Genomic DNA, 19,706 nt, shown 5'->3' on the forward strand with positions numbered 1-19,706 from the left:
CCTCCGCTCCGGCGCTCTACGGTCGCCCCATGAGGATTCGCATCGTCGACGCGTTCACCGACCGCCCCTTCTCCGGTAACCCCGCCGGCGTGCTCCTGCTGGACGGCGGTACGTTCCCGGCCGCCGAACGGCTTCAGGAGATCGCCGCCGAGGTGAACCTCTCCGAGACGGCCTTCGCCCATCCGCTGCCGCCGGGCGGCACGGCCGACTGGGCGCTGCGCTGGTTCACCCCGGCCACCGAGGTGGACATGTGCGGGCACGCGACGCTCGCCACCGCCCACGTCCTGCACACCACGGGCCTGGCCACGGGCCCGGTGCGCTTCACCGCGCGCTGCGGGATCCTGAGCTCCATCGCTCACCCGGACGGCACTCTCACCCTCGATTTCCCGACCTCCCCGCTGACCGAGGAGCCAGTGCCGTACGGCCTCGCCGACGCCCTCGGGGCGGACCCCGTCTCGGTGCACGCCACCGGTGAGCACATCGGTGACCTGCTCGTCGAGCTCCGGGACGAGGCGGCCGTAAGGGCGCTCGCCCCGGACTTCGCCGCGCTGGCGGCCCACTCCCGGCGCGGTGTCATCGCCACCGCCGCCGCCGAGGACCCCGCCCGGGGCTACGACTACGTCTCGCGCGGCTTCTTCCCGGGCGTCGGCGTCGACGAGGATCCGGTCACCGGCAGCGCCCACACCGCACTGGCCCCCTTCTGGTCGGCCCGCCTCGGCCGCGACGACCTCACCGGCCTCCAGGCGTCCGCCCGCTCGGGACGGGTCCGCACCGGGCTGCGCGGCGAGCGCACCCTGCTGACCGGCACGGCGGTCACGGTGATCGACGGCGAACTGCTGACCACGCTCTGACGGCCCGTCGGGGTGCGCCGAACCTCCGGCGCACCCCTCCCCCGCCCCGACAGCACCGCGCTCAGGGTGTCGGCAGCCAGTCGACCCTGCCCGCGAGCAGGGCGTATCCGACGAAGGCCCCGATGTCCAGGAGTGCGTGCGCGACGACCAGCGGGCCCACCCGGCCCCAGCGTCGGTAGAGCAGCACGAAGACGACACCCATCACCACGTTTCCGATGAAGCCGCCGATGCCCTGATAAAGGTGGTACGACCCGCGCAGCACGGAGCTCGCCACCAGCGCGGCCATCGGCGTCCAGCCCAACTGCCCGAGTCTGCGGAGCAGATACCCGACGACGATGACCTCCTCCACCACGGAGTTCTGGATCGCCGAGAGGATCAGTACGGGGAATTTCCACCAGACCTCGGGCAGGGACTCGGGAACGACCGTCAGGTTGAATCCGGTGGCGCGGGCCACCAGGTAGAAGGCGAGGCCGGCGCTGCCGATGCCGGCCGCGACCAGGGTTCCCCGGCCGAGGTCGAACCAGGGCTTCGTGCGGTCGAACCCGATGGCCCGCAGCCCCGCTCCTTCACGGATCAGCAGGTGTGCGACCAGCGCGACCGGCACCAGAGCCGTTGCGATTCCGAACATTTGCCATGACAGATCAAGCCATGGGCGGCCCGGCGCGTACGAGCCGTTGAGCGTCGCCGCCTGATCCTTCAAACCTCCAGGTTTCGTCAGCGATCCGACAAAACTGATGAGGGCGGACACCCCACTGGCGCCCAGCGAGAGCGCCAGGACTAGCACCACCTCGGACCGCGGAATCCTTCGTGAAACGGCCTCTTGGGGAAAAGAATCAGCCACGCGCCCGGCCTCCACCTGTACACCTGCCTTTTGTTCTGCAATCACGTCTCATCCCACCGACCGCCGCACTAGGGTCTCGAATATAGGTACGAAGATCATGCGCGACAGGCCGGGGTTCCGTCCTCGACGAGGGGCACCACCGACATGGGACGTCATAGCTTGCCCGACAGCCACGCGGCGGAAGGACGCGGCCCTCCCGAGCCCCCGGCGCCGTCGCCGTACGGTCGCCATCGCCACCCTCCTCGTCCTCACCGTGGCGACGGGAACGGCCGTGGCGGCCAAGGTCGGTCTGCTGTCGTTCTCCCGGCCCTGCGAGGACCCGGCCGTGCGTCTGTCCGTGGTGGCCTCCCCGGACATCGCCCCCGCCGTTCGCTCCATAGCAGAACGGGCCCCGGCGGACGAGATGAGAACCGACGGCCGCTGCCTCGCCGTGGAGGTGCTGGCCCGCGATTCGCACAAGGTCGCCCAATCCCTCGCGGCGGGTGACGAGGAGCCCGACTTCCAGGTCTGGCTGCCCGACTCCGAACTGTGGCTGGAGCGGGCCAAGGGACTGGGCGAGGGCATCCCCGTCTCACCGTCCGACTCGGTGGCCTCCTCCCCCGTGGCGCTGGCCATGGTGTCGTCGGCGTCCCGGAAGCTCGGCTGGCCCGAGAAGACCTACTCCTCCTCACCGACGGCTCGAACCAGGAGGAGCGGAGCATCTCGCGGAGCGGGCTCATCGCGGAGCTCGAGGCGCTGCGCGACCCGGAGCGCCCTGTCCCGGTCATCGCGATCGCGGTGGGTCCGGACGCGGACCGCGACGAGGTCGCCGAGATCGCGCGGCTCACCGGCGGCGACGGCTACGAGGTGAGCGACCCGGCCGAGATCCAGGCGGTGATCCTCCAGGCCATCATGGCGGCGGGACAGAACGGAATCGCCGCGCAGGAGTGACCGGGCCGGGAGCCGGAGCCGGGCCCGTCGCCGACTCCCGGCTGCACGGCTGCCTCAGGGCGCCGGGAAGCCCACCGGCCAGGTATGGACCGGCTCCCCGGCATGCATCAGCTCGGCGTAGCGGCGCGTGGTGGCCGCGAGCGCCGCGTCCCGCCCCAGTCCGGCGCCCAGGGCCCGGCGGTACGTGGCCACCTGCCAGGACGCCCCGTTGACGCGCCGTTTGCAGCGCTCCTCGATCACCCCTAGATAGCGGTCCCGGTCGGCGGGTTCGATGTGCCAGGCGTCCAGCCCCGCGGCGGCCAGCGGCAGCAGTTCCTCCAGCACCAGCTGTACGGCGGGGATCCTGGCAAGCCCGCCGGTGCGGCCCGACCGCGGCCAGAGCAGCTCGGCCTCGATGCCGTGCCGGCAGGCCTCGGTGAAATTCTCCTCGGCGACCTCGAACGGCAGCCTGCTCCACACCGGCCGCGACTCCTCGGCGAGCGCCCGTACGAGCCCGTAGTAGAAGGCGGCGTTGGCGATCACATCGGTGACCGTCGGCCCGGCGGGCAGCACGCGGTTCTCCACCCGCAGATGGGGAACACCGTCGGCGATCCCGTACACCGGACGGTTCCAGCGGTAGACGGTGCCGTTGTGCAGCACCAGCTCGGCCAGCTCGGGCACCCCGCCCTCGTCCAGCACCTTCAGGGGATCCTCGTCGTCGCAGATCGGCAGCAGGGGCGGGAAGTAGCGCAGGTTCTCCTCGAAGAGTTCGTGGGCGGAGCCGATCCAGCGCTCCCCGAACCAGGTCCTGGGGCGCACGCCCTGGTTCGCCAGCTCCGGCGGCCGTACGTCGGTGGCCTGCTGGAAGAGGGGCGGCCGGGACTCCCGCCACAGCTCCTTGCCGAAGAGGAAGGGGGCGTTGGCGCCCAGTGCGATCTGGACGCCGGTGATCGCCTGGGCGGCGTTCCACACGTCGGCGAACCGGGCCGGCGTCACCTGGAGGTGCAGCTGCACCGAGGTGCAGGCCGATTCCGGGGCGATGGAGGGCGAGGTACAGACCAATCGCTCGACGCCTTCGATATCCAGGAGGAAATCCTCCCCCCGGGCGGCCGCCATTTGATCGTTGAGCAGGGTGTAGCGGTCCACGTCCGAGAGATTCGCGGACACCACGTCGTGCTCCCCCAGCGTGGGCAGGATTCCGATCATCACGATCCCCGCGTCCACCTCCCCCGCCTTGCGGTGTGCATAGGCGAGGCCGGTCCGCAACTCCTCCGCGAGCTGATCGAATACCCGGCCGCCGAGGCGGTGCGGGACGATATTCACTTCGAGATTGAACATCCCCAGTTCGGTCTGGAAATCCCGGCTCGCGATGCGCTGGAGCACTTGCTGATTCATCATCCGGGGCATCCCGTCGGGACCCGCGAGATTCAGCTCTATCTCCAGCCCCATCAGATTCCGCGGACGGTCGAACCTCCGCTCCGCCAGGAGTCTGCCCAGCCCCTCCAGGCACTGGTTGAGCTTGGTGCGGTACGCCTGTCGATCGGACAGGTCAACGGCTTCCGCCACGACCTTCTCCCCCATCGAGGGGTCCTTCCTCCAGTGGGCGGCCCGCGGCCCAGGCCGCTCGCATCACGATCGATAATGCCCAGCGGGAGTGATCCGTAACGCCCCCACGGGGCTCCGATACCCGATAGTCTGGTTGAAGGAGACCTGGGGCACATTCCGGTGGCATGCGGATCTCCACATATTCGACCGGAGTATGCACGGTGGAAACACCGACGAGTTTCGGCCGACCGCTCCACCGGAAGGGTGCCAGGTCGGGGCCGTCAACGGCAGATCAAATCACCAGGAATACCGCGATTCGAAGGCCGGATGACGTCTTGCGCGACATATCTCCGGCCGCTAGTGGAAACACTGTGTGAACACGCGTCATATAAACTCCGCTCAACGAGGCAGAGAGTTGATACGACTCGCCCGTCACCGGCCGTCTCAGGCCCACATGCCGACAGCGCCGTCTGCACCCGCCCAAGCGTCACCGTGTCTCCGAAGTGAGAGGCGACCCACTATGCCGCTGCATGTTCCCCCGGCTCCCGCGCCCGCCCTGCGCAGTGTTCTCGCGGCCCTCGGTTCTCCCACCGCCGTCCGCGAGGCCCGCACGTCCGCTCTCCGGTCCGTCCAGGGACCGCTGAGCCCCGAACTACCGCTTCCCGTACATGTGCTGGACCGGATCGCGCCCGCCATGACAGCACCTCTGACACGCCTCGCGGCCTGGCGTTTCCTGATCAGGAGCGAGGGCCGCGCGGTCGCCGCGGCGGACACCGTGCTCACCCCCGACGGCTGGACGTTCTCGCACTTCTTCGAGGGGCCCTACCTCGCCTCGACCGAGCTGGCGGTCCGGCAGGCGGAGGCGTCGGCCACCGCCTGCCAGGCCCGGCTGCTGTCCATCCCGGAGTTGTACATGCTCACCCTCTGGCTGCACGGCGACACCGAGGCCGACCCCGCCGGCGGGGTGCTCGCGCCGACGGACGTCCTGGTGCCCCTGGCGCCGGCCCCGCCGGGCATCGCCGCCCACCGCCCGCACCGGGTCGCCGATCTACTGCCCGTCATCTCGCTGCGCGTGACCCCCGGCCCGCTCCTCAGCTCCGCCTGACCGGCGCGCCGTCCCGGTAGACCGCCCCCGTGGCGATCCTGTCCCCGCCCGAACTCCGGGCGGGGGAAAGGGTCACCGCGGGGGCGGTCTGCTGCCCACTCGGACTAGCTCCATCCGGCCACCCCGAACCACCCAAAGGGACAGTGCAATTGCGGTGAACCGTCCGCGCGGGTGATGCGTCATGGGAGGAGTACGGGTGCTGCAGCGAAATCCCTGCGGAATCCTCCCCGTAGGGCAACACTGGGACCGGACCGACTGATACGGGGGGCGGCCATGAACACCTCATCCAGCCGCAGGACACTCGACTCGACGCAGCGAAAGAACCCATCCATGTGCCAGCACCAGCCACCCTGCCCCACCGCCGATTCACCCGACCGGGAGGCCGCCCGTCTGACGGCCCACCACCCCGAGCAGGGTTGGAGCCTCTTGTGCAACGGCGTCCTGCTCTTCGAGGACACCGGCGAACTGCTGCCCGACGGGCAGATCATCGCCCCGCACCGGCCACTGGCGGCCGGCGTGGTGAAGGCCGCCTGAGAACGGATCCACGAACAGGGGCCGGCCCGGAGAGATCTCCGCACCGGCCCCGACGCATGTCCGGCGTGCACCGCTCACGGCGCACGCCCCACCGCGGTCCGTCTCAGTCGTCGTACGCGTCCAGCGGGGGGCAGGAGCAGACCAGGTTCCGGTCGCCGAAGGCCCCGTCGATGCGGCGCACCGGCGGCCAGTACTTGTCCGCGGCGGACACTCCGGCCGGGAAGACGGCCTCCTCGCGGCTGTAGCCGTGGTCCCAGTCGCCGCCGAGCGCGGCCGCCGTGTGCGGGGCGTTGCGCAGCGGGTTGTCGTCCTCGCTCCACTCCCCCGAGGCGACCTTCTCGATCTCGGCGCGGATCGCGATCATGGTGTCGCAGAACCGGTCGAGCTCCGCGAGGTTCTCGCTCTCCGTCGGCTCGATCATCAGCGTGCCGGCCACCGGGAAGGACATGGTCGGCGAGTGGAAGCCGTAGTCGATCAGGCGCTTGGCCACGTCGTCGATGGAGACGCCGGTCGCCTTGGAGATCGGGCGCAGGTCCACGATGCACTCGTGCGCGACCAGACCGGCCGGGCCGTTGTAGAGGATCGGGAAGTGCGGCTCCAGGCGCTTGGCGATGTAGTTCGCGGCCAGCACGGCGACCTGAGTGGCTCGCTTGAGGCCCTCGCCGCCCATCAGACGGACGTACGCCCACGAGATCGGCAGAATGCCCGCCGAGCCCCACGGGGCGGCCGAGATCGGGCCCACACCGGTCTCCGGGCCCGCGGCGGGCTGGAGGGGGTGGTTGGGCAGGTACGGGGCGAGGTGTGCGCGGACGCCGACCGGGCCGACGCCGGGGCCGCCGCCGCCGTGCGGGATGCAGAAGGTCTTGTGCAGGTTCAGGTGCGAGACGTCGCCGCCGAACTTGCCGGGCTTGGCGAGCCCGACCAGCGCGTTGAGGTTGGCCCCGTCGACGTAGACCTGGCCGCCCGCGTCGTGCACCTCGCCGCAGATGTCGGCGACGTGCTCCTCGAACACTCCGTGCGTGGACGGGTAGGTGATCATGAGCACGGCCAGCTCGTCGCGGTGCAGCTGGATCTTGGCGCGCAGGTCCGCGATGTCGACCTCCCCGTCGTCGGCGGTCTTCACCACGACGACCTTCATGCCCGCCATGACGGCGCTGGCGGCGTTGGTGCCGTGCGCGGAGGACGGGATGAGGCAGACGGTGCGCTGGTCGTCGCCGTTGGCCCGGTGGTACGCGCGGACGGCGAGCAGACCCGCGAACTCGCCCTGGGAACCGGCGTTGGGCTGGAGGGACACCGCGTCGTAGCCGGTGACCTCGGCGAGGCGCTCCTCCAGCTCACGGATGAGGGTGAGGAAGCCCTGCGCCTGCTCGGCAGGGGCGAAGGGGTGCAGGGCGCCGAACTCGGGCCAGGTGATCGACTCCATCTCGGCGGTCGCGTTCAGCTTCATGGTGCAGGAGCCGAGCGGGATCATGCCGCGGTCCAGCGCGTAGTCACGGTCGGCGAGCTTGCGCAGGTAGCGCAGCATCGCGGTCTCGGAGCGGTGCTGGTGGAAGACCGGGTGGGTCAGGATGTCGTCGGAGCGCAGCAGCCCCTCGGGCAGCGTGTCGGCGACCGTCGCGTCCAGCGCCTCGATGTCGCCCTCGGCGCCGAAGGCGGCCCAGACGGCGGAGAGCTGCGCGCGGGTGGTGGTCTCGTCGCAGGCGATGGAGATCTGGTCGGCGTCGACGAGGCGGAGGTTGACCCCGCGCTCCCGGGCGTCCGCGACGATGCCGGCGGCCTTGCCGGGCACGCGCACGGTCAGGGTGTCGAAGAACGCGCCGTGCACGACGTCGACGCCGGCGCTCCGCAGGCCGTCGGCCAGGATCGCGGCGAAGCGGTGGGTGCGCCGGGCGATCGTCCGCAGCCCGTCGGGGCCGTGGTAGACCGCGTACATCCCGGCCATGACGGCGAGCAGGACCTGCGCGGTACAGATGTTGCTGGTGGCCTTCTCGCGGCGGATGTGCTGCTCGCGGGTCTGGAGGGCCAGGCGGTAGGCCTTGTTGCCGTCGGCGTCGACGGAGACGCCGACGAGGCGGCCGGGCAGGGAGCGGGCGAACTTGTCGCGGACCGCCATGAAGCCTGCGTGCGGGCCGCCGAAGCCCATCGGGACGCCGAAGCGCTGGGTCGTGCCGACCGCGATGTCCGCGCCGAGCGCGCCCGGCGAGGTGAGCAGCGTGAGGGCCAGCAGGTCGGCGGCGACGGTGACGATCGCGCCGAGCTCGTGGGCCTGCTCGATCACGGGCTCGATGGCACGCACGGCTCCGGAGGCGCCCGGGTACTGGAGCAGCACGCCGAAGACGCCGCGCTCGGCGATCTCGGCGGGGATGCCGTCGCTCAGGTCGGCGACGACGACCTCGACGCCGGTGGGCTCGGCGCGGGTCTCGATCACCGCGACGGTCTGCGGCAGGGTGTCGGCGTCGACCAGGAAGACGCCCTTCTTGACCTTGCCGACGCGCCGGGCGAGGGCCATCGCCTCGGCGGCCGCGGTGCCCTCGTCGAGCAGCGAGGCGCCGGAGGTGGGCAGCCCGGTCAGCTCGGCGACCATCGTCTGGAAGTTGAGGAGGGCCTCCAGCCGGCCCTGGGAGATCTCCGGCTGGTACGGCGTGTAGGCCGTGTACCAGGCGGGGTTCTCCATGACGTTGCGCAGGATGACGGGCGGCGTGAAGGTGCCGTAGTAGCCGAGGCCGATCATCGGGGCCAGCACCTCGTTGCGGTCGGCCAGCGACCGCAGCTCGGCCAGGACCTCCGCCTCGGTGCGCGCCGAGGGAAGGTTCAGGGCCTCCGCGCTCTTGATCACGTCGGGCACCGCGGCGGCGGTGAGCTCGTCGAGGGAGCCGTAGCCGACCTGGGCGAGCATCTTCGCCTGGGCTCCGGCGTCGGGCCCTATGTGGCGCTGCTCGAACGGAATGCCCTGCTCCAGCTGGGAGAGCGGAGTGCGACGGGGGGTCATGGTGGAGGCCTCCTGGTCTGTCACGACCTGCGAGGGGCACCACGGCGCGGGTGCCCGAACGGCCTCCCCCTCTGTCATCTCAACCTGAGAGCTTCACCGGCCCGCCCTGAGGCGTGCCGACTTTCACCGTCGGTGAGGGTCGAGTCCGCCTGGGCCTGCGCCCGCACGGAATCGCCCTGCTTTCCAGAGTGACCTCGTCCGTGCGGTACGGGGGCCTGAGAGATTCCGGGGAGGAGTTGCTCCTTCGGCGCCTCCGGATTCTGCACCGGAGGACTCTCCCGCACGGGGTCAGCAGCCACTGTCAGCCTACCAGCGGCCACCGTGCCGGATTCCTCGAGTGGCCGACGCCACGGATCTGCACTTGTGTGGTGCTGGTGGAGCGACAGCGTCCACCCTGAGCAGTTGCGACCAGTGGGAGGCACCGTGCAGACCGATATCGATCCGCGCCGCCTGATCGGCCGCAAGGCATTCGATCGCAAGGGCGCCAAGATCGGAACGGTGGATGAGGTCTATCTCGACGACGCGACGGGCGTGCCCGAGTGGGCGGCCGTCCGCACCGGCCTGTTCAGCAGGGACGCCTTCGTCCCCCTGGAGCCCAGCGAATTCGTCGAGGACGCGCTGCGCGTTCCCTTCGACCGCGCGTTGATCAAAGGTGCGCCGGACTTCGGCGTCGGCAGGCACCTCTCGCCCGAGCAGGAACTGCAGCTCTATCGCCATTACGGGCTGGACTCCCCGCCCCCGGAGGCGTCGGCGCCCGACCGGGACTTCGGCAGGCTGGCGGGCCAGGAGGAGTAGTCGGCCGCGTCACGGACGAGCGGCAGCGGGTCGGCGGGCCGCAGCTGCGGATCGTCGACGCGGAACGTCAGCACCCGGCCGGGTGCGCTCCACGGTTCCTCGAACCGGACGGTGACCCGGCCCACTCCGCTCCCCTGCACCCAGCCGTGCCCGTGCTCCTCGTGGCGCACGTCGTGCCCGGCGGGCCAGCGCCGCGCGGCGAGCAGCTCCGCGCCGTCGGGCTCGGGCTCGGCCGCCACCTCCTCCCCGTCGCCCTCCACCGGCGCCCGGTGCTCCTCCTGGGTCCGCTGAGCGAGCTCCCGGGCGTCGGCGGCCTGGGCGAACAGGTCCTCCTGGGTGTAGTCGGCCAGCCCCGTCACGCCGACTCCCAGCAGCCGTACGCCCCCTGTGGTGTCGACGGACTCCAGCAGCCGCCCAGCTGCCTCACGGACCACTGTGGGGTCGTCCGTGGGGCCTCTGAGCGTCTCGGAACGGGTCAGCGTGGAGAAGTCGTAGCGGCGCACCTTCAGGACCACCGTGCGCCCCGACCGGTCGGCGGCGCGCAGCCGCTCCACGCACCGGACCGCCAGCCGCTCCACCTCGGCCCGCACCCGCACCCGGTCGTGCAGGTCCACGTCGAAGGTGTCCTCCACCGATACGGACTTGGCGTCCCGCTCGGCGACCACCGGCCGGTCGTCGAGCCCCAGCGCCATCCGGTAGAGCCCGTGGCCGTGGGCCTTGCCGACCAGCCGTACGAGCTCCGCCTCGCCCGCCTCGGCCAGGTCGTGGACGGTGGTCATCCCGGCGCGTCTGAGGTGGTCGCCGGTGGCCGGTCCGACCCCCGGCAGGGTGCGCACGGACATGGGAGCCAGCAGCTCACGCTCGGTGCCCGGCTCGATGAGCAGCAGCCCGTCGGGCTTGGCCTCCTCGGACGCGATCTTGGCGAGCATCTTGGAACCGGCCAGCCCGACGGATCCGCTGAGGCCGGTCACCGCGCGGATCGCCGTCCGCAGCCCCTCACCCGTCGCACGGGCCGACGCCGCGTCGTCGGCCGTCCCGCCGGCCTCCAGGTCCACGAAGGCCTCGTCCAGGCTGAGCGGCTCCACCAGGGGCGACAGCCGCCCCAGGAGCTCCATCACCTGGTCGCTCACCGTTCGGTACAGCGCGAAGCGCGGCACCAGGTAGGCGGCGTTCGGTGCGAGCCGCCGGGCCTGCGCGGTGGGCATCGCCGAGTGCACGCCCAGGCGCCGGGCCTCGTACGAGGCCGTGGCGACCACGCCGCGGGGTCCGAGGCCGCCCACCACGACCGCCTTGCCGCGCAGGCTCGGCTTGGCCGCCTGCTCCGCCGACGCGTAGAAGGCGTCCATGTCCAGGTGAAGGATGGTGGGCGCGGGTCTCACACCGTCGATGCTGCCCTACGGCACTGACAACGGGACGGTCCGGCGCCCCGTGAGGTGCCGGACCGTCCCGTCGTCGTGTGCGTGCCGCCCGCCGTGACGTCCCTCGGGGGCGATCAGACCGCGCGGTTCCGGCGCCGCGCCAGCTCGTCGGCGGGGTTGTGACCGACGAGCGTCTCGCCGGTGTCGACCCGCTCGCCGTGCAGCTGCGAGAGCGCCGCCTCCACGTCCCGCCAGACGACGCCCACGGCGATCCCGAAGATTCCCTGCCCGCCCTGGAGCAGGCTGACGACCTCGTCGGGCGAGGAGCACTCGTAGACCGTGGCCCCGTCGCTCATCAGCGTCATGCGCTCAAGATCCTGGAAACCGCGGGCCCGCAGATGCTGGACCGTGGTGCGGATGTTCTGCAGGGCGACCCCGGTGTCCAGGAACCGCTTGACGATCTTGAGGAGAACCACGTCCCGGAAACTGTAGAGACGCTGGGTCCCCGACCCGTAGGCCGGGCGCACACTGGGCTCGACCAGTCCCGTACGGGCCCAGTAGTCCAACTGGCGGTAGGTGATCCCCGCCGCCGCGCACGCCGTCGGTCCGCGATAACCGATGTCGTCGGCATCACTCACCGATGCCACGCCGCCCGCTGCCACCGCCGCCGGTGGAACCGGCTGCCTGATGGCGTGGTCGGCTCCACTGCCGTGCTGCGGATACGGCCCACCCGCCGCCGTACCGTCGCCGCTGCTTCTCACGCCGACCTCCGTCCTTGACCTGCCCACTCGAAGGTAGGCAGTCACTCGGGGTGCGTCAACGATCGCCACACTCGGCACGCCGAGTGATAATCACCCTGAGGGTGGTTTCCCGTGTCTCGTTTCCGGGAAAGGCTTGTCGGATGCGCTGACGGCACCCCTGCGGGACGGTCACTGACTGTTCGTACCGAAGTCCTCCGGAGAGATCTGGTCGAGGAATTCGCGGAACTTCTCCACCTCGTCCTCCTGCTCGTCGGGGATCGCGATGCCCGCATCGTCCAGCACGCCGTCACTGCCGTAGATCGGCGTGCCGGTCCGCAGGGCGAGCGCTATGGCGTCGGAGGGCCGGGCGCTCACCTCGACTCCGCTGGCGAAGACGAGCTCCGCGTAGAAGACCCCTTCGCGGAGGTCCGTGATGCGGACCTCGGTGAGCTCCTGGCCCACGGCCTCGAGCACATCCTTGAACAGGTCATGGGTCAGCGGCCTGGCGGGAGCCATGCCCTGCTGGGCGAAGGCAATCGCGGTCGCCTCCCCCGGACCGATCCAAATGGGGAGGTACCGGTCGCCTCCCACTTCACGCAGGAGAACGATCGGTTGGTTGGAGGGCATTTCCACCCGGACACCGACAACGTCGAGCTCGTTCACACAGCAACCCTAGGACGTGCTCGCCATGTTTGGGTAGTCGGGCTCCGCCGAGGTCAGTGCAGACGGCTGCGCAGAGCGCTCTGCACGAGTGCCGCGTGCAGCCGTACGGACAGCTCGGCGAGCTCGTTGGCGGTGGCCTCCGCATGGGCTCTGGTCTGCGGATTACGGTGTCGGCGCAAGGGCGCGACCAACTGCTCCACCAGCCCCGCCTCCCGGTCTGCGGAGGCCCGCATGGCCCGAAGATGACGTGGTTCCAGGCCGAAACGCCCCAGGTCCGCCACCAGCTTGGCGACCGTCACCATCTCGGCGTCGTAGCCGCCCTCGGGTGCGGGGACGATGAGTCCGTAGGACTCCCACTCGGCCAGCCGGTCCTCGCCGACCTCGGCCGCCGCGAGCAGCTCGGCCCGCCCGATCCTGGCGGCGGTCGCCGTCCCGGGGCCGGTCTCCCACACCCCGTCGGCCAGGTCCCGCCGCTCACCGGGCGAGGGCAGAGTGGGCTGCTCCCCCCGGGCCAGGGCGTCCAGGTGCTCCCGGATGACCTTCAGCGGCAGGTAGTGGTCCCGCTGCATGCGGAGCACCTGGGCCAGGCGCTCCACATCATGCGGAGCGAACTTGCGGTATCCGGAAGGAGTGCGCTGCGGCTCGACGAGCCCCTCGGCCTCCAGGAACCGGATCTTGGAGATGGTGACTTCGGGAAACTCGTCCCGCAGCTGGATGAGCACCGTACCGATGCTCATCGGGCGGGATTCCGCGGTGGCGGTGCCGTGTCCGGCACCGCCTGTCGGTGTTCGCAGCATGGGCCTTCCTCGGGGTCCCCCCGGACGGAGTCCGGGGGCTGGTCACACGCCCCGCGGGCTCGCATAGAAGACCAGGCGGTACTTTCCGATCTGGACTTCGTCGCCGTTGGACAGCTGGACCGAATCGATGCGCTCACGGTTGACGTAGGTGCCGTTGAGGCTGCCGACATCACCCACGGTGAAGCTACCGTCCGGGCTCCTGCGGAACTCCACATGACGCCGCGACACGGTCACGTCATCGAGAAAGATGTCGCTCTGCGGGTGACGGCCGGCCGTGGTCAGGTCGCTGTCGAGCAGGAAGCGGCTCCCGGAGTTCGGGCCCCTCCTCACGACCAGCAACGCCGATCCGCCGGGCAGCGCGTCGACCGCCGCCTGGGCCTCCGGGGAGAGCGAGGGCAGAGCGGTCTGGCCCGTCGCCTCCGCCTCGTACGCCTCGAGGCCGGAGATGGAGATGGTGGACGTCGTCTCCGAGGCACGCTCGGGAATTCCGCCCCGCAGCGGCGCGCCGCAGTTGGAACAGAACCTGCTGGCCTCCGTGTTGCGGTGACCGCACCTCGTGCAGACCGGCATCGACGAGCCCTCCGGGGTGAACCCTCCACCCGCACTCGAGGCTGATGGTGCGCCGAAACCTATGCGTCCGGCACCGGCAGGGTCAACAGACGACACGCCGTCACCACCCGGGGCGCCGGACACCTCGTCACGGAAGAGCGGACGCTCCGCCTCCTGCTCCTCGCCCTGACCGTGGCGCGGCGCGCGGTGGCGGGCAGCACTGTTGCTGTCCTCGCGTGCACTCTTCCCGAACAACTTCGCAAACAACTTCACGGGCGATTCCCCTTGACCGACATAGACCCGCCCGTGGGGCAGGACGAACCCTGATTGAACACACCTGCCGACCCGGACATCTTCACAACGTCCGTATCCACCCGACAGTTTCCACCACGCACCACCAATCCGGTGCGCCGACCCCCCGCAACCGTCCGACCCGCTCCACCGGCCCTCACGTATCCCCGGCTCACGGGGATGACGACCGAGCGTAGTCAGGCCGCTGCGCCGGTCGCAAGGCGTCGACGACGATGTCGTCGGACCGCTCCACGAGCACCGTGGCCTGCTCCTTCTCCAACGTCTGGACCACACCGCCGGGAATGTTGAGGGCGGGCTCCAGATCCTGCGGTTTGCCGATCACCGTGAACTCGTACGGTGCCTCGATCTTCTTCCCGTCCACCTGGACGTCACCGGCGTCCCCGGAGAAGTAGGTGTTGGCCACCACCCGCACCCCGTTGACCTGGATCGCCTCGGCCCCCGCCGCCCGCAGTTCCTGGATGGCGTCGAGCAGCATGTCGGGCGCGACCGCCCTCGACGGGTCGGTGATCGTCAGCGTGATACCGGGGCCCTGCGCCGCCACGGTACCCGCGAGGATGCCGAGCTGGCGTTCCTTCTCCAGCGTCTGCTTCCGCGCCTCCTCGGCCTGGTCGGAGCTGTTCTCCAGCTCGGTGCGCTGATCGTCCAGACGCTGCTTCTCGTCCTCCAGACGCTGGGTCCGGTCGTCGACCTCGTCGAGGATGCGGACCAGGTCCTCCTGCCGGGCGCCGCGCAGCGCACTGTCGTCGCTGGTGGACCGCACCTGGATGGCGAGCCCCAGGCCGAGCCCGAACAGCAGCACGGCGACGATCAGTTGGGCCCGGCTGAGCCGCGGCGGCCACAGGCCCGCCTTGAGCCTCTGACGGCCGGACACCTCTGCGGCGGGCGGCGGCGCGGGGGCCTTCGGGCTGGCGGACGCGCCGCCCTCGGGCTGTTCGCTGCGAGGATTCTCGTCGTTGTTCATCGGCCTCAAGCCCGGAAGACGTGCCGGCGGATCGCGGCGGCGTTGGAGAAGATCCGGATGCCCAGCACGACCACCACACCGGTGGAGAGCTGAGCGCCGACACCCAGTTTGTCGCCGAGGAAGACGATCAGTGCGGCCACCACGACGTTGGAGAGGAAGGAGACCACGAAGACCTTGTCGACGAAGATGCCGTCGAGCATGGCCCGCAGACCGCCGAAGACGGCGTCGAGCGCGGCGACCACCGCGATCGGCAGGTAGGGCTCGACCACCGCCGGTACCTCGGGCCGGACCAACAGTCCGACCACGACTCCCACGACGAGGCCCAGTACGGCGATCACGATGTGCCCTTCCCTGTGTCTGCCGCACCACTGCCGGCGGCCTTCGGCTCTGCTGTACGGACGATCAGGCTCGGCGCGGCCGGAAGCCGCACCTCCGCCTGATCGGAGATGCTGGTGCGGATGTCGAAGCTCTCCTTGAGCGCCTGAAGGTACTGGCCGTCGGCGCTGTCCTGGAAGGCGGTCGCGAGCTTCTTGCCGTCGCCCACCGCGAGCACCGTGTACGGCGGCACGAGCGGTCTGTTGTCGACCAGTATGGCGTCGCCTGCGGCCCGGATGGCCGACAGCGCCGTCAGCCTTTGCCCATTGATGGCGATGGCCTCGGCCCCGGATTCCCACAGGCCGTTGACGACACGCTGCATGTCCCGGTCGCGCATCCGCCCGGTGTCGGCGAAGCCGGTCGACTCACGTGGCCCTCCGCCACCCTGGTCGGTGTCCTTCGCGTCGTCGACGACCAGCTTCACGCCTGGGCCCTGGACCGGCGTCGCTCCGGCCAGCAACGCCACCAGCTGCCCCTGGTCCCCGCCGTGCTGCTCAAGTGCCTTGCGCTGACGTTCGCCCACATCGGCGCGGAGCTCGTCGACCTCGGACTCCAGCGTGTCCGCGGCCTCCGTCTCCGCGTCGATGCGATCGATCAACTCCTCGCGCTCCTTGGCGACGACCGGCGCGGAGATCCGCGCCTCGGCGGCACCGAGGGTGACCACGAGGGCGGCCACCACCAGTCCGGCGGCCAGGCCGAGCTTCGACTTGAGCGTACGGGGCAGCCCGGCGCTCCCGTCGGCCCTGCGTCGCGCGGACGCCTCCGCGTAACCGTCGTCGAGGCTGTGGTCCATCACGTTGTTCAGCAGCGACATGGAGGCGTCGGGGCGTGCGGGCGGCGAGGAGGTGCTCCGATCGGGGGACTGCTGCGACATGCCGCACATCGTCGCACGTCATCACGGCTGCCGCCGAATGGCCCCACCGGTGCGCCGCGACGCCCGGGGCGGGGGCGTCGCGGCGCACCGTCATGCCGTCAGTCTCCGGCGCTGTCCACCACCGCGGCCCACTCGTCGAGCAGTGCCTGGGCCGAGGCGTCGTCCGGGCCTTCCGCCCACAGATGGGTGACGGCCTCCGCCCGGTCGGGCAGGACCATGATCCACCGTCCGTCCGCCTCGACCACACGGACCCCGTCCGTGGTGTCCACGCTGCGGTTACCGGCCGCTTCGACGACCCGGCGCATGACGAGCCCCTTGACCGCCCAGGGCGTCGCCAGGTCGCGGCGCAGGACATGCGCCCGGGGAATCCGGGCGTCGATCTGGCTCAGGGTGAGCTGGGTGCGCGCGACGAGCCCGATCAGCCGGACGAAGGCGGCGGTCCCGTCGAAGACGCTGCTGAATTCGGGAACGATGAACCCTCCGCGCCCGTCTCCTCCGAAGATGGTGTCCTCTTCACGGCCCACCCGGGTCAGGTCGTCGGGCGAGGTGGTCGTCCACTCCACCTGGGTGCCGTGGTAGGCCGCCACCTGTTCGGCGACGCGTGTGGTCGTCACGGGCAGGGCGACCCGACCACTGCGCCGCTCGGCGGCGACGAGATCCAGGAGGACCAGCAGGGCCCTGTCGTCCTCGATGATCCGGCCCAGTTCGTCGACGAGGGAGAGCCGCTCGCCCACCGGGTCGAACCGCACCCCGAAGGCCGCCCGCGCGGAGGACACGATCTCCCCGAGCCGCACGAGGCCGGCCCGCCGGGTGTCGGCGGACTCGGTGGGCCGAGACTCGTCGAGTCCGGGGTTGATCGTCAGCGCGTCCACGCCGAGCCGCCCGAGCAGGCTGGGCAGGACGAGCCCGGCGCTGCCGTTGGAGGCGTCGACGACGACCTTGAGGCCGGAGTCCGCGATGCCGTCGACGTCGACGTTCCGCAGGAGGGAGCCGGTGTACGAGTCGAACACGCTGGACGGGAAGTGCAGGTCCCCGATCTCGCCGGGGAAGGCCCTGCGGTACTCCTGGCGTGCGTAGACGCGGTCGAGCTTGCGCTGCTGTGCCTGCGAGAGGTCAGCGCCCCGCTCGTCGATGAACATGATGTCCACCGAGTCGGGCACCCCGGGCGACGTACGGATCATGATGCCGCCGGCACTGCCCCGGGCGGTCTGCTGGCGTGCCACGGGCAGGGGTACGTTCTCCAGGTCCCGGACGTCGATGGCGCTGGCCTGGAGAGCCGAGATGACGGCCCTCTTGAGGGCGCGGGCGCCTCGGGAGTGGTCACGGGCGGTCGTGACCGTCGAGCCCTTCTTCAGGGTCGTGGCGTAGGCGCCGGCCAGCCGTACGGCCAGTTCGGGGGTGATCTCGACGTTCAGGATGCCGGAGACCCCGCGCGCCCCGAAGAGGTGCGCCTGTCCGCGGGACTCCCAGATCACCGAGGTGTTGACGAACGCGCCGGCCTCGATCGTCTTGAACGGGTACACCCGGACGTTGCCCTGGATGATCGACTCCTCGCCGACCAGGCATTCGTCGCCGATGACGGCGCCGTCCTCGATCCGGGCCGCACGCATGATGTCGGTGTTCTTGCCGACCACGCAGCCCCGGAGATTGCTGTGCTGTCCGATGTAGACGTTGTCGTGCACCACGGCCTTGTGGAGGAAGGCGCCCGTCTTGACGACGACGTTCGACCCCACCACGGTGTGTTCGCGGATCTCGACGTCTGCTTCGACCTTGGCGTAGTCGCCGATGTACAGCGGCCCGCGCAGCACGGCGTCGGGGTGCACCTCAGCGCCTTCGGCCACCCATACGCCTGGCGAGATCTCGAAACCGTCGAGCTCCACGTCGACCTTGCGCTCCAGGACGTCCGCCTGGGCCTTCACATAGCTTTCGTGGGTGCCCACGTCCTCCCAGTAGCCCTCGGCGATGTAGCCGTAGATGGGCTTGCCCTCCTTCATCAGCTGAGGGAAGACGTCACCGGACCAGTCGACCGAGGTGTCGGCCTGGACGTAGTCGAAGACCTCGGGCTCCATGACGTAGATGCCCGTGTTCACGGTGTCCGAGAAGACCTGTCCCCAGGTCGGCTTCTCCAGGAACCGTTCGACCTGACCGTTCTCGTCCACGATGGTGATCCCGAATTCCAGCGGATTGGGAACCCTGGTCAGGCAGACCGTGACGAGGCCGCCCTTTTCCTTGTGGAACGCGATGAGGTCGGTGAGGTCGAAGTCGGTGAGCGCGTCACCGGAAATGACGAGGAACGTGTCGTCCTTCAACGCCTCCTCGGCGTTCTTCACGCTGCCCGCGGTGCCGAGTGGCTTCTCCTCGTTGGCGTAGGTGAGCTCCATCCCGAGCTCCTCGCCGTCCCCGAAATAATTCTTGACCAGGGAGGCGAGGAACTGGACGGTCACCACGGTTTCACTGAGCCCATGCCGCTTGAGCAGCCGCAGGACGTGCTCCATGATCGGCCTGTTGGCCACGGGCAGGAGCGGCTTGGGCATGCTCGAGGTCATGGGGCGAAGGCGTGTGCCTTCGCCACCAGCCATCACGACGGCCTTCATATCGGAAACGTCCTCCTAAAAGAGACGACGGTTAGCCGAGTTCGCCCGTCGGGCATCATTCACACCATCTGCCGCGGGCCGGCCACACTGCGCGGCACCGCATCAACGAGCTCAATCGGCTACTGCGTCCGCCTTCACGATCCGGCGGACCTGAACCACATAGAGGATTCCTGCCCACCAGTAGAGCGTTGTACCCCATCCTGCGAACGCCCATCCGAAGACGGCAGCCAGTGTGGCCAGCCAACCACTCCCGTCGCTGAGCAGCAACAAGGGGAACGCGTACATCAGGTTGAAGGTTGCAGCTTTTCCGAGGAAGTTCACCTGCGGGGGCGGATAGCCGTGGCGTCGCAGGATGGCCACCATCACCAGGAGCATCAGCTCCCGGGCGAGAAGCGCCGCGGTGACCCAGAGGGGCAGGATCTCCCGCCAGGTGAGGCCCACAAGGGTGGAAAGGATGTAGAGGCGGTCAGCCGCCGGGTCCAGGAGCCGGCCGAGGCTGCTGATCTGGTTCCACTTGCGGGCGAGCTTACCGTCGAGGTAGTCACTGATGCCGCTGAGCATCAGTACCAGCAGGGCCCAGTTGTCGCTGTTGGGCCCTCCGAACACGGGGCGAAGAATCAGCCACAGGAAGAGCGGTACCCCGACAAGGCGAGCCATGCTGAGGATGTTGGGGATGGTGAGGACCCGGTCCGTCTGGACCCGAGTCTCCTGGACCTCCACCCGGGGGCCTCCTGTGAAGAACGTGCCAATGATGCCCCCTGACCCTACCCTCAGCTCCCCCCGTCCGGTGCACGGGGGTGGAGGTCGAAGACGATCCTGGAACGCAGAAAAGCCCCGTGCCACAAGGCACGGGGCTTTCCCGGAAAAATTGTTCGGCGGCGTCCTACTCTCCCACAGGGTCCCCCCTGCAGTAC

General features: G+C 70.0%; 17 protein-coding genes, 1 pseudogene and 1 riboswitch. Of the genes and pseudogenes, 5 read left to right on the plus strand and 13 right to left on the minus strand.

Annotated elements, in window-relative coordinates; all coding sequences use genetic code 11:
- The first annotated feature begins 29 nt into the window (after window positions 1-29).
- Window positions 30-851 (plus strand): PhzF family phenazine biosynthesis protein, encoded by an 822-nt coding sequence (locus tag ACIRJT_RS33445; RefSeq protein ID WP_403916797.1) that lies wholly within the window; start codon window positions 30-32, stop codon window positions 849-851.
- Window positions 852-912: 61 nt separating this feature from the next.
- Here ACIRJT_RS33445 and ACIRJT_RS33450 read toward each other — a convergent pair whose 3' ends face one another.
- Window positions 913-1,692, minus strand: a complete 780-nt coding sequence (locus tag ACIRJT_RS33450) for a CPBP family intramembrane glutamic endopeptidase (protein ID WP_403916843.1) — start codon at window positions 1,690-1,692, stop codon at window positions 913-915.
- Between the two features lie 144 nt (window positions 1,693-1,836).
- Here ACIRJT_RS33450 and ACIRJT_RS33455 point away from each other — a divergent pair.
- Window positions 1,837-2,622, plus strand: a pseudogene (locus ACIRJT_RS33455) (substrate-binding domain-containing protein).
- Window positions 2,623-2,676: 54 nt separating this feature from the next.
- Here ACIRJT_RS33455 and ACIRJT_RS33460 read toward each other — a convergent pair.
- Window positions 2,677-4,182, minus strand: a complete 1,506-nt coding sequence (locus tag ACIRJT_RS33460) for a glutamate--cysteine ligase (protein ID WP_403916800.1) — start codon at window positions 4,180-4,182, stop codon at window positions 2,677-2,679.
- 484 nt (window positions 4,183-4,666) lie between these two features.
- On the opposite strand from ACIRJT_RS33460, the gene ACIRJT_RS33465 reads away from it, so the two are divergent.
- Together ACIRJT_RS33465 and ACIRJT_RS33470 are read left to right on the plus strand one after the other, a co-directional pair.
- The gene (locus ACIRJT_RS33465; protein ID WP_403916803.1) at window positions 4,667-5,251 is read left to right on the plus strand and encodes a hypothetical protein; all 585 of its coding nucleotides are present in this window, start codon (window positions 4,667-4,669) and stop codon (window positions 5,249-5,251) included.
- 330 nt (window positions 5,252-5,581) lie between these two features.
- Window positions 5,582-5,785: a DUF5999 family protein gene (locus ACIRJT_RS33470; protein ID WP_371622325.1), complete on the plus strand. Its 204-nt coding sequence runs from the start codon at window positions 5,582-5,584 to the stop codon at window positions 5,783-5,785.
- A gap of 103 nt (window positions 5,786-5,888) precedes the next feature.
- Here the strand turns inward: ACIRJT_RS33470 and gcvP are convergent, their stop codons facing one another.
- Window positions 5,889-8,774 (minus strand): aminomethyl-transferring glycine dehydrogenase, encoded by a 2,886-nt coding sequence (gene gcvP, locus ACIRJT_RS33475; protein ID WP_403916806.1) that lies wholly within the window; start codon window positions 8,772-8,774, stop codon window positions 5,889-5,891.
- A 193-nt stretch (window positions 8,775-8,967) separates the two neighbouring features.
- Window positions 8,968-9,065, minus strand: a riboswitch (glycine riboswitch).
- A 132-nt stretch (window positions 9,066-9,197) separates the two neighbouring features.
- Between gcvP and ACIRJT_RS33480 the strand changes: the two genes are divergently transcribed.
- Window positions 9,198-9,569, plus strand: a complete 372-nt coding sequence (locus tag ACIRJT_RS33480) for a PRC-barrel domain-containing protein (RefSeq protein WP_403916809.1) — start codon at window positions 9,198-9,200, stop codon at window positions 9,567-9,569.
- Here the strand turns inward: ACIRJT_RS33480 and ACIRJT_RS33485 are convergent.
- From ACIRJT_RS33485 to ACIRJT_RS33530, 10 genes are all read right to left on the minus strand, one after another.
- Complete coding sequence (locus ACIRJT_RS33485) at window positions 9,491-10,948, minus strand: DNA polymerase IV (RefSeq protein WP_403916811.1); 1,458 nt, start codon at window positions 10,946-10,948, stop codon at window positions 9,491-9,493. The genes ACIRJT_RS33480 and ACIRJT_RS33485 overlap by 79 nt on opposite strands.
- Before the next feature lie 113 nt (window positions 10,949-11,061).
- On the minus strand, window positions 11,062-11,688 hold the full coding sequence (locus tag ACIRJT_RS33490; RefSeq protein WP_403916814.1) for a MerR family transcriptional regulator: 627 nt from the start codon (window positions 11,686-11,688) through the stop codon (window positions 11,062-11,064).
- 168 nt (window positions 11,689-11,856) lie between these two features.
- Entirely contained in the window at window positions 11,857-12,330 is a 474-nt protein-coding gene (locus ACIRJT_RS33495) for a bifunctional nuclease family protein (RefSeq protein ID WP_006123076.1), read from the minus strand.
- A gap of 53 nt (window positions 12,331-12,383) precedes the next feature.
- Window positions 12,384-13,127 (minus strand): MerR family transcriptional regulator, encoded by a 744-nt coding sequence (locus tag ACIRJT_RS33500; protein WP_403916816.1) that lies wholly within the window; start codon window positions 13,125-13,127, stop codon window positions 12,384-12,386.
- 42 nt (window positions 13,128-13,169) lie between these two features.
- The gene (locus tag ACIRJT_RS33505) at window positions 13,170-13,949 is read right to left on the minus strand and encodes an FHA domain-containing protein (RefSeq protein ID WP_403916819.1); all 780 of its coding nucleotides are present in this window, start codon (window positions 13,947-13,949) and stop codon (window positions 13,170-13,172) included.
- A gap of 190 nt (window positions 13,950-14,139) precedes the next feature.
- Entirely contained in the window at window positions 14,140-14,949 is an 810-nt protein-coding gene (locus ACIRJT_RS33510; RefSeq protein WP_403916821.1) for a DUF881 domain-containing protein, read from the minus strand.
- A gap of 5 nt (window positions 14,950-14,954) precedes the next feature.
- Complete coding sequence (locus ACIRJT_RS33515) at window positions 14,955-15,287, minus strand: small basic family protein (protein WP_003970459.1); 333 nt, start codon at window positions 15,285-15,287, stop codon at window positions 14,955-14,957.
- Complete coding sequence (locus ACIRJT_RS33520) at window positions 15,284-16,198, minus strand: DUF881 domain-containing protein (protein ID WP_403916824.1); 915 nt, start codon at window positions 16,196-16,198, stop codon at window positions 15,284-15,286. The genes ACIRJT_RS33515 and ACIRJT_RS33520 overlap by 4 nt, the downstream gene beginning before the upstream one ends.
- A gap of 98 nt (window positions 16,199-16,296) precedes the next feature.
- Window positions 16,297-18,792, minus strand: a complete 2,496-nt coding sequence (locus ACIRJT_RS33525; RefSeq protein WP_403916826.1) for a sugar phosphate nucleotidyltransferase — start codon at window positions 18,790-18,792, stop codon at window positions 16,297-16,299.
- A 111-nt stretch (window positions 18,793-18,903) separates the two neighbouring features.
- Window positions 18,904-19,512 (minus strand): CDP-alcohol phosphatidyltransferase family protein, encoded by a 609-nt coding sequence (locus ACIRJT_RS33530; RefSeq protein ID WP_018957757.1) that lies wholly within the window; start codon window positions 19,510-19,512, stop codon window positions 18,904-18,906.
- Window positions 19,513-19,706: the final 194 nt, after the last annotated feature.

The organism is Streptomyces sp. NPDC102283, from assembly GCF_044766265.1.
Taxonomy (GTDB): domain Bacteria; phylum Actinomycetota; class Actinomycetes; order Streptomycetales; family Streptomycetaceae; genus Streptomyces.

What these genes read in the sequence shown, in the direction of transcription:
- ACIRJT_RS33445 (WP_403916797.1), top strand. Translation starts at nt 30, where the DNA reads ATGAGGATTCGCATCGTCGACGCGTTCACCGACCGCCCCTTCTCCGGT.
- ACIRJT_RS33460 (WP_403916800.1), bottom strand. Translation starts at nt 4,182, where the DNA reads ATGGGGGAGAAGGTCGTGGCGGAAGCCGTTGACCTGTCCGATCGACAG.
- ACIRJT_RS33465 (WP_403916803.1), top strand. Translation starts at nt 4,667, where the DNA reads ATGCCGCTGCATGTTCCCCCGGCTCCCGCGCCCGCCCTGCGCAGTGTT.
- ACIRJT_RS33470 (WP_371622325.1), top strand. Translation starts at nt 5,582, where the DNA reads ATGTGCCAGCACCAGCCACCCTGCCCCACCGCCGATTCACCCGACCGG.
- gcvP (WP_403916806.1), bottom strand. Translation starts at nt 8,774, where the DNA reads ATGACCCCCCGTCGCACTCCGCTCTCCCAGCTGGAGCAGGGCATTCCG.
- ACIRJT_RS33500 (WP_403916816.1), bottom strand. Translation starts at nt 13,127, where the DNA reads ATGCTGCGAACACCGACAGGCGGTGCCGGACACGGCACCGCCACCGCG.
- ACIRJT_RS33510 (WP_403916821.1), bottom strand. Translation starts at nt 14,949, where the DNA reads ATGAACAACGACGAGAATCCTCGCAGCGAACAGCCCGAGGGCGGCGCG.
- ACIRJT_RS33520 (WP_403916824.1), bottom strand. Translation starts at nt 16,198, where the DNA reads ATGTCGCAGCAGTCCCCCGATCGGAGCACCTCCTCGCCGCCCGCACGC.
- ACIRJT_RS33525 (WP_403916826.1), bottom strand. Translation starts at nt 18,792, where the DNA reads ATGAAGGCCGTCGTGATGGCTGGTGGCGAAGGCACACGCCTTCGCCCC.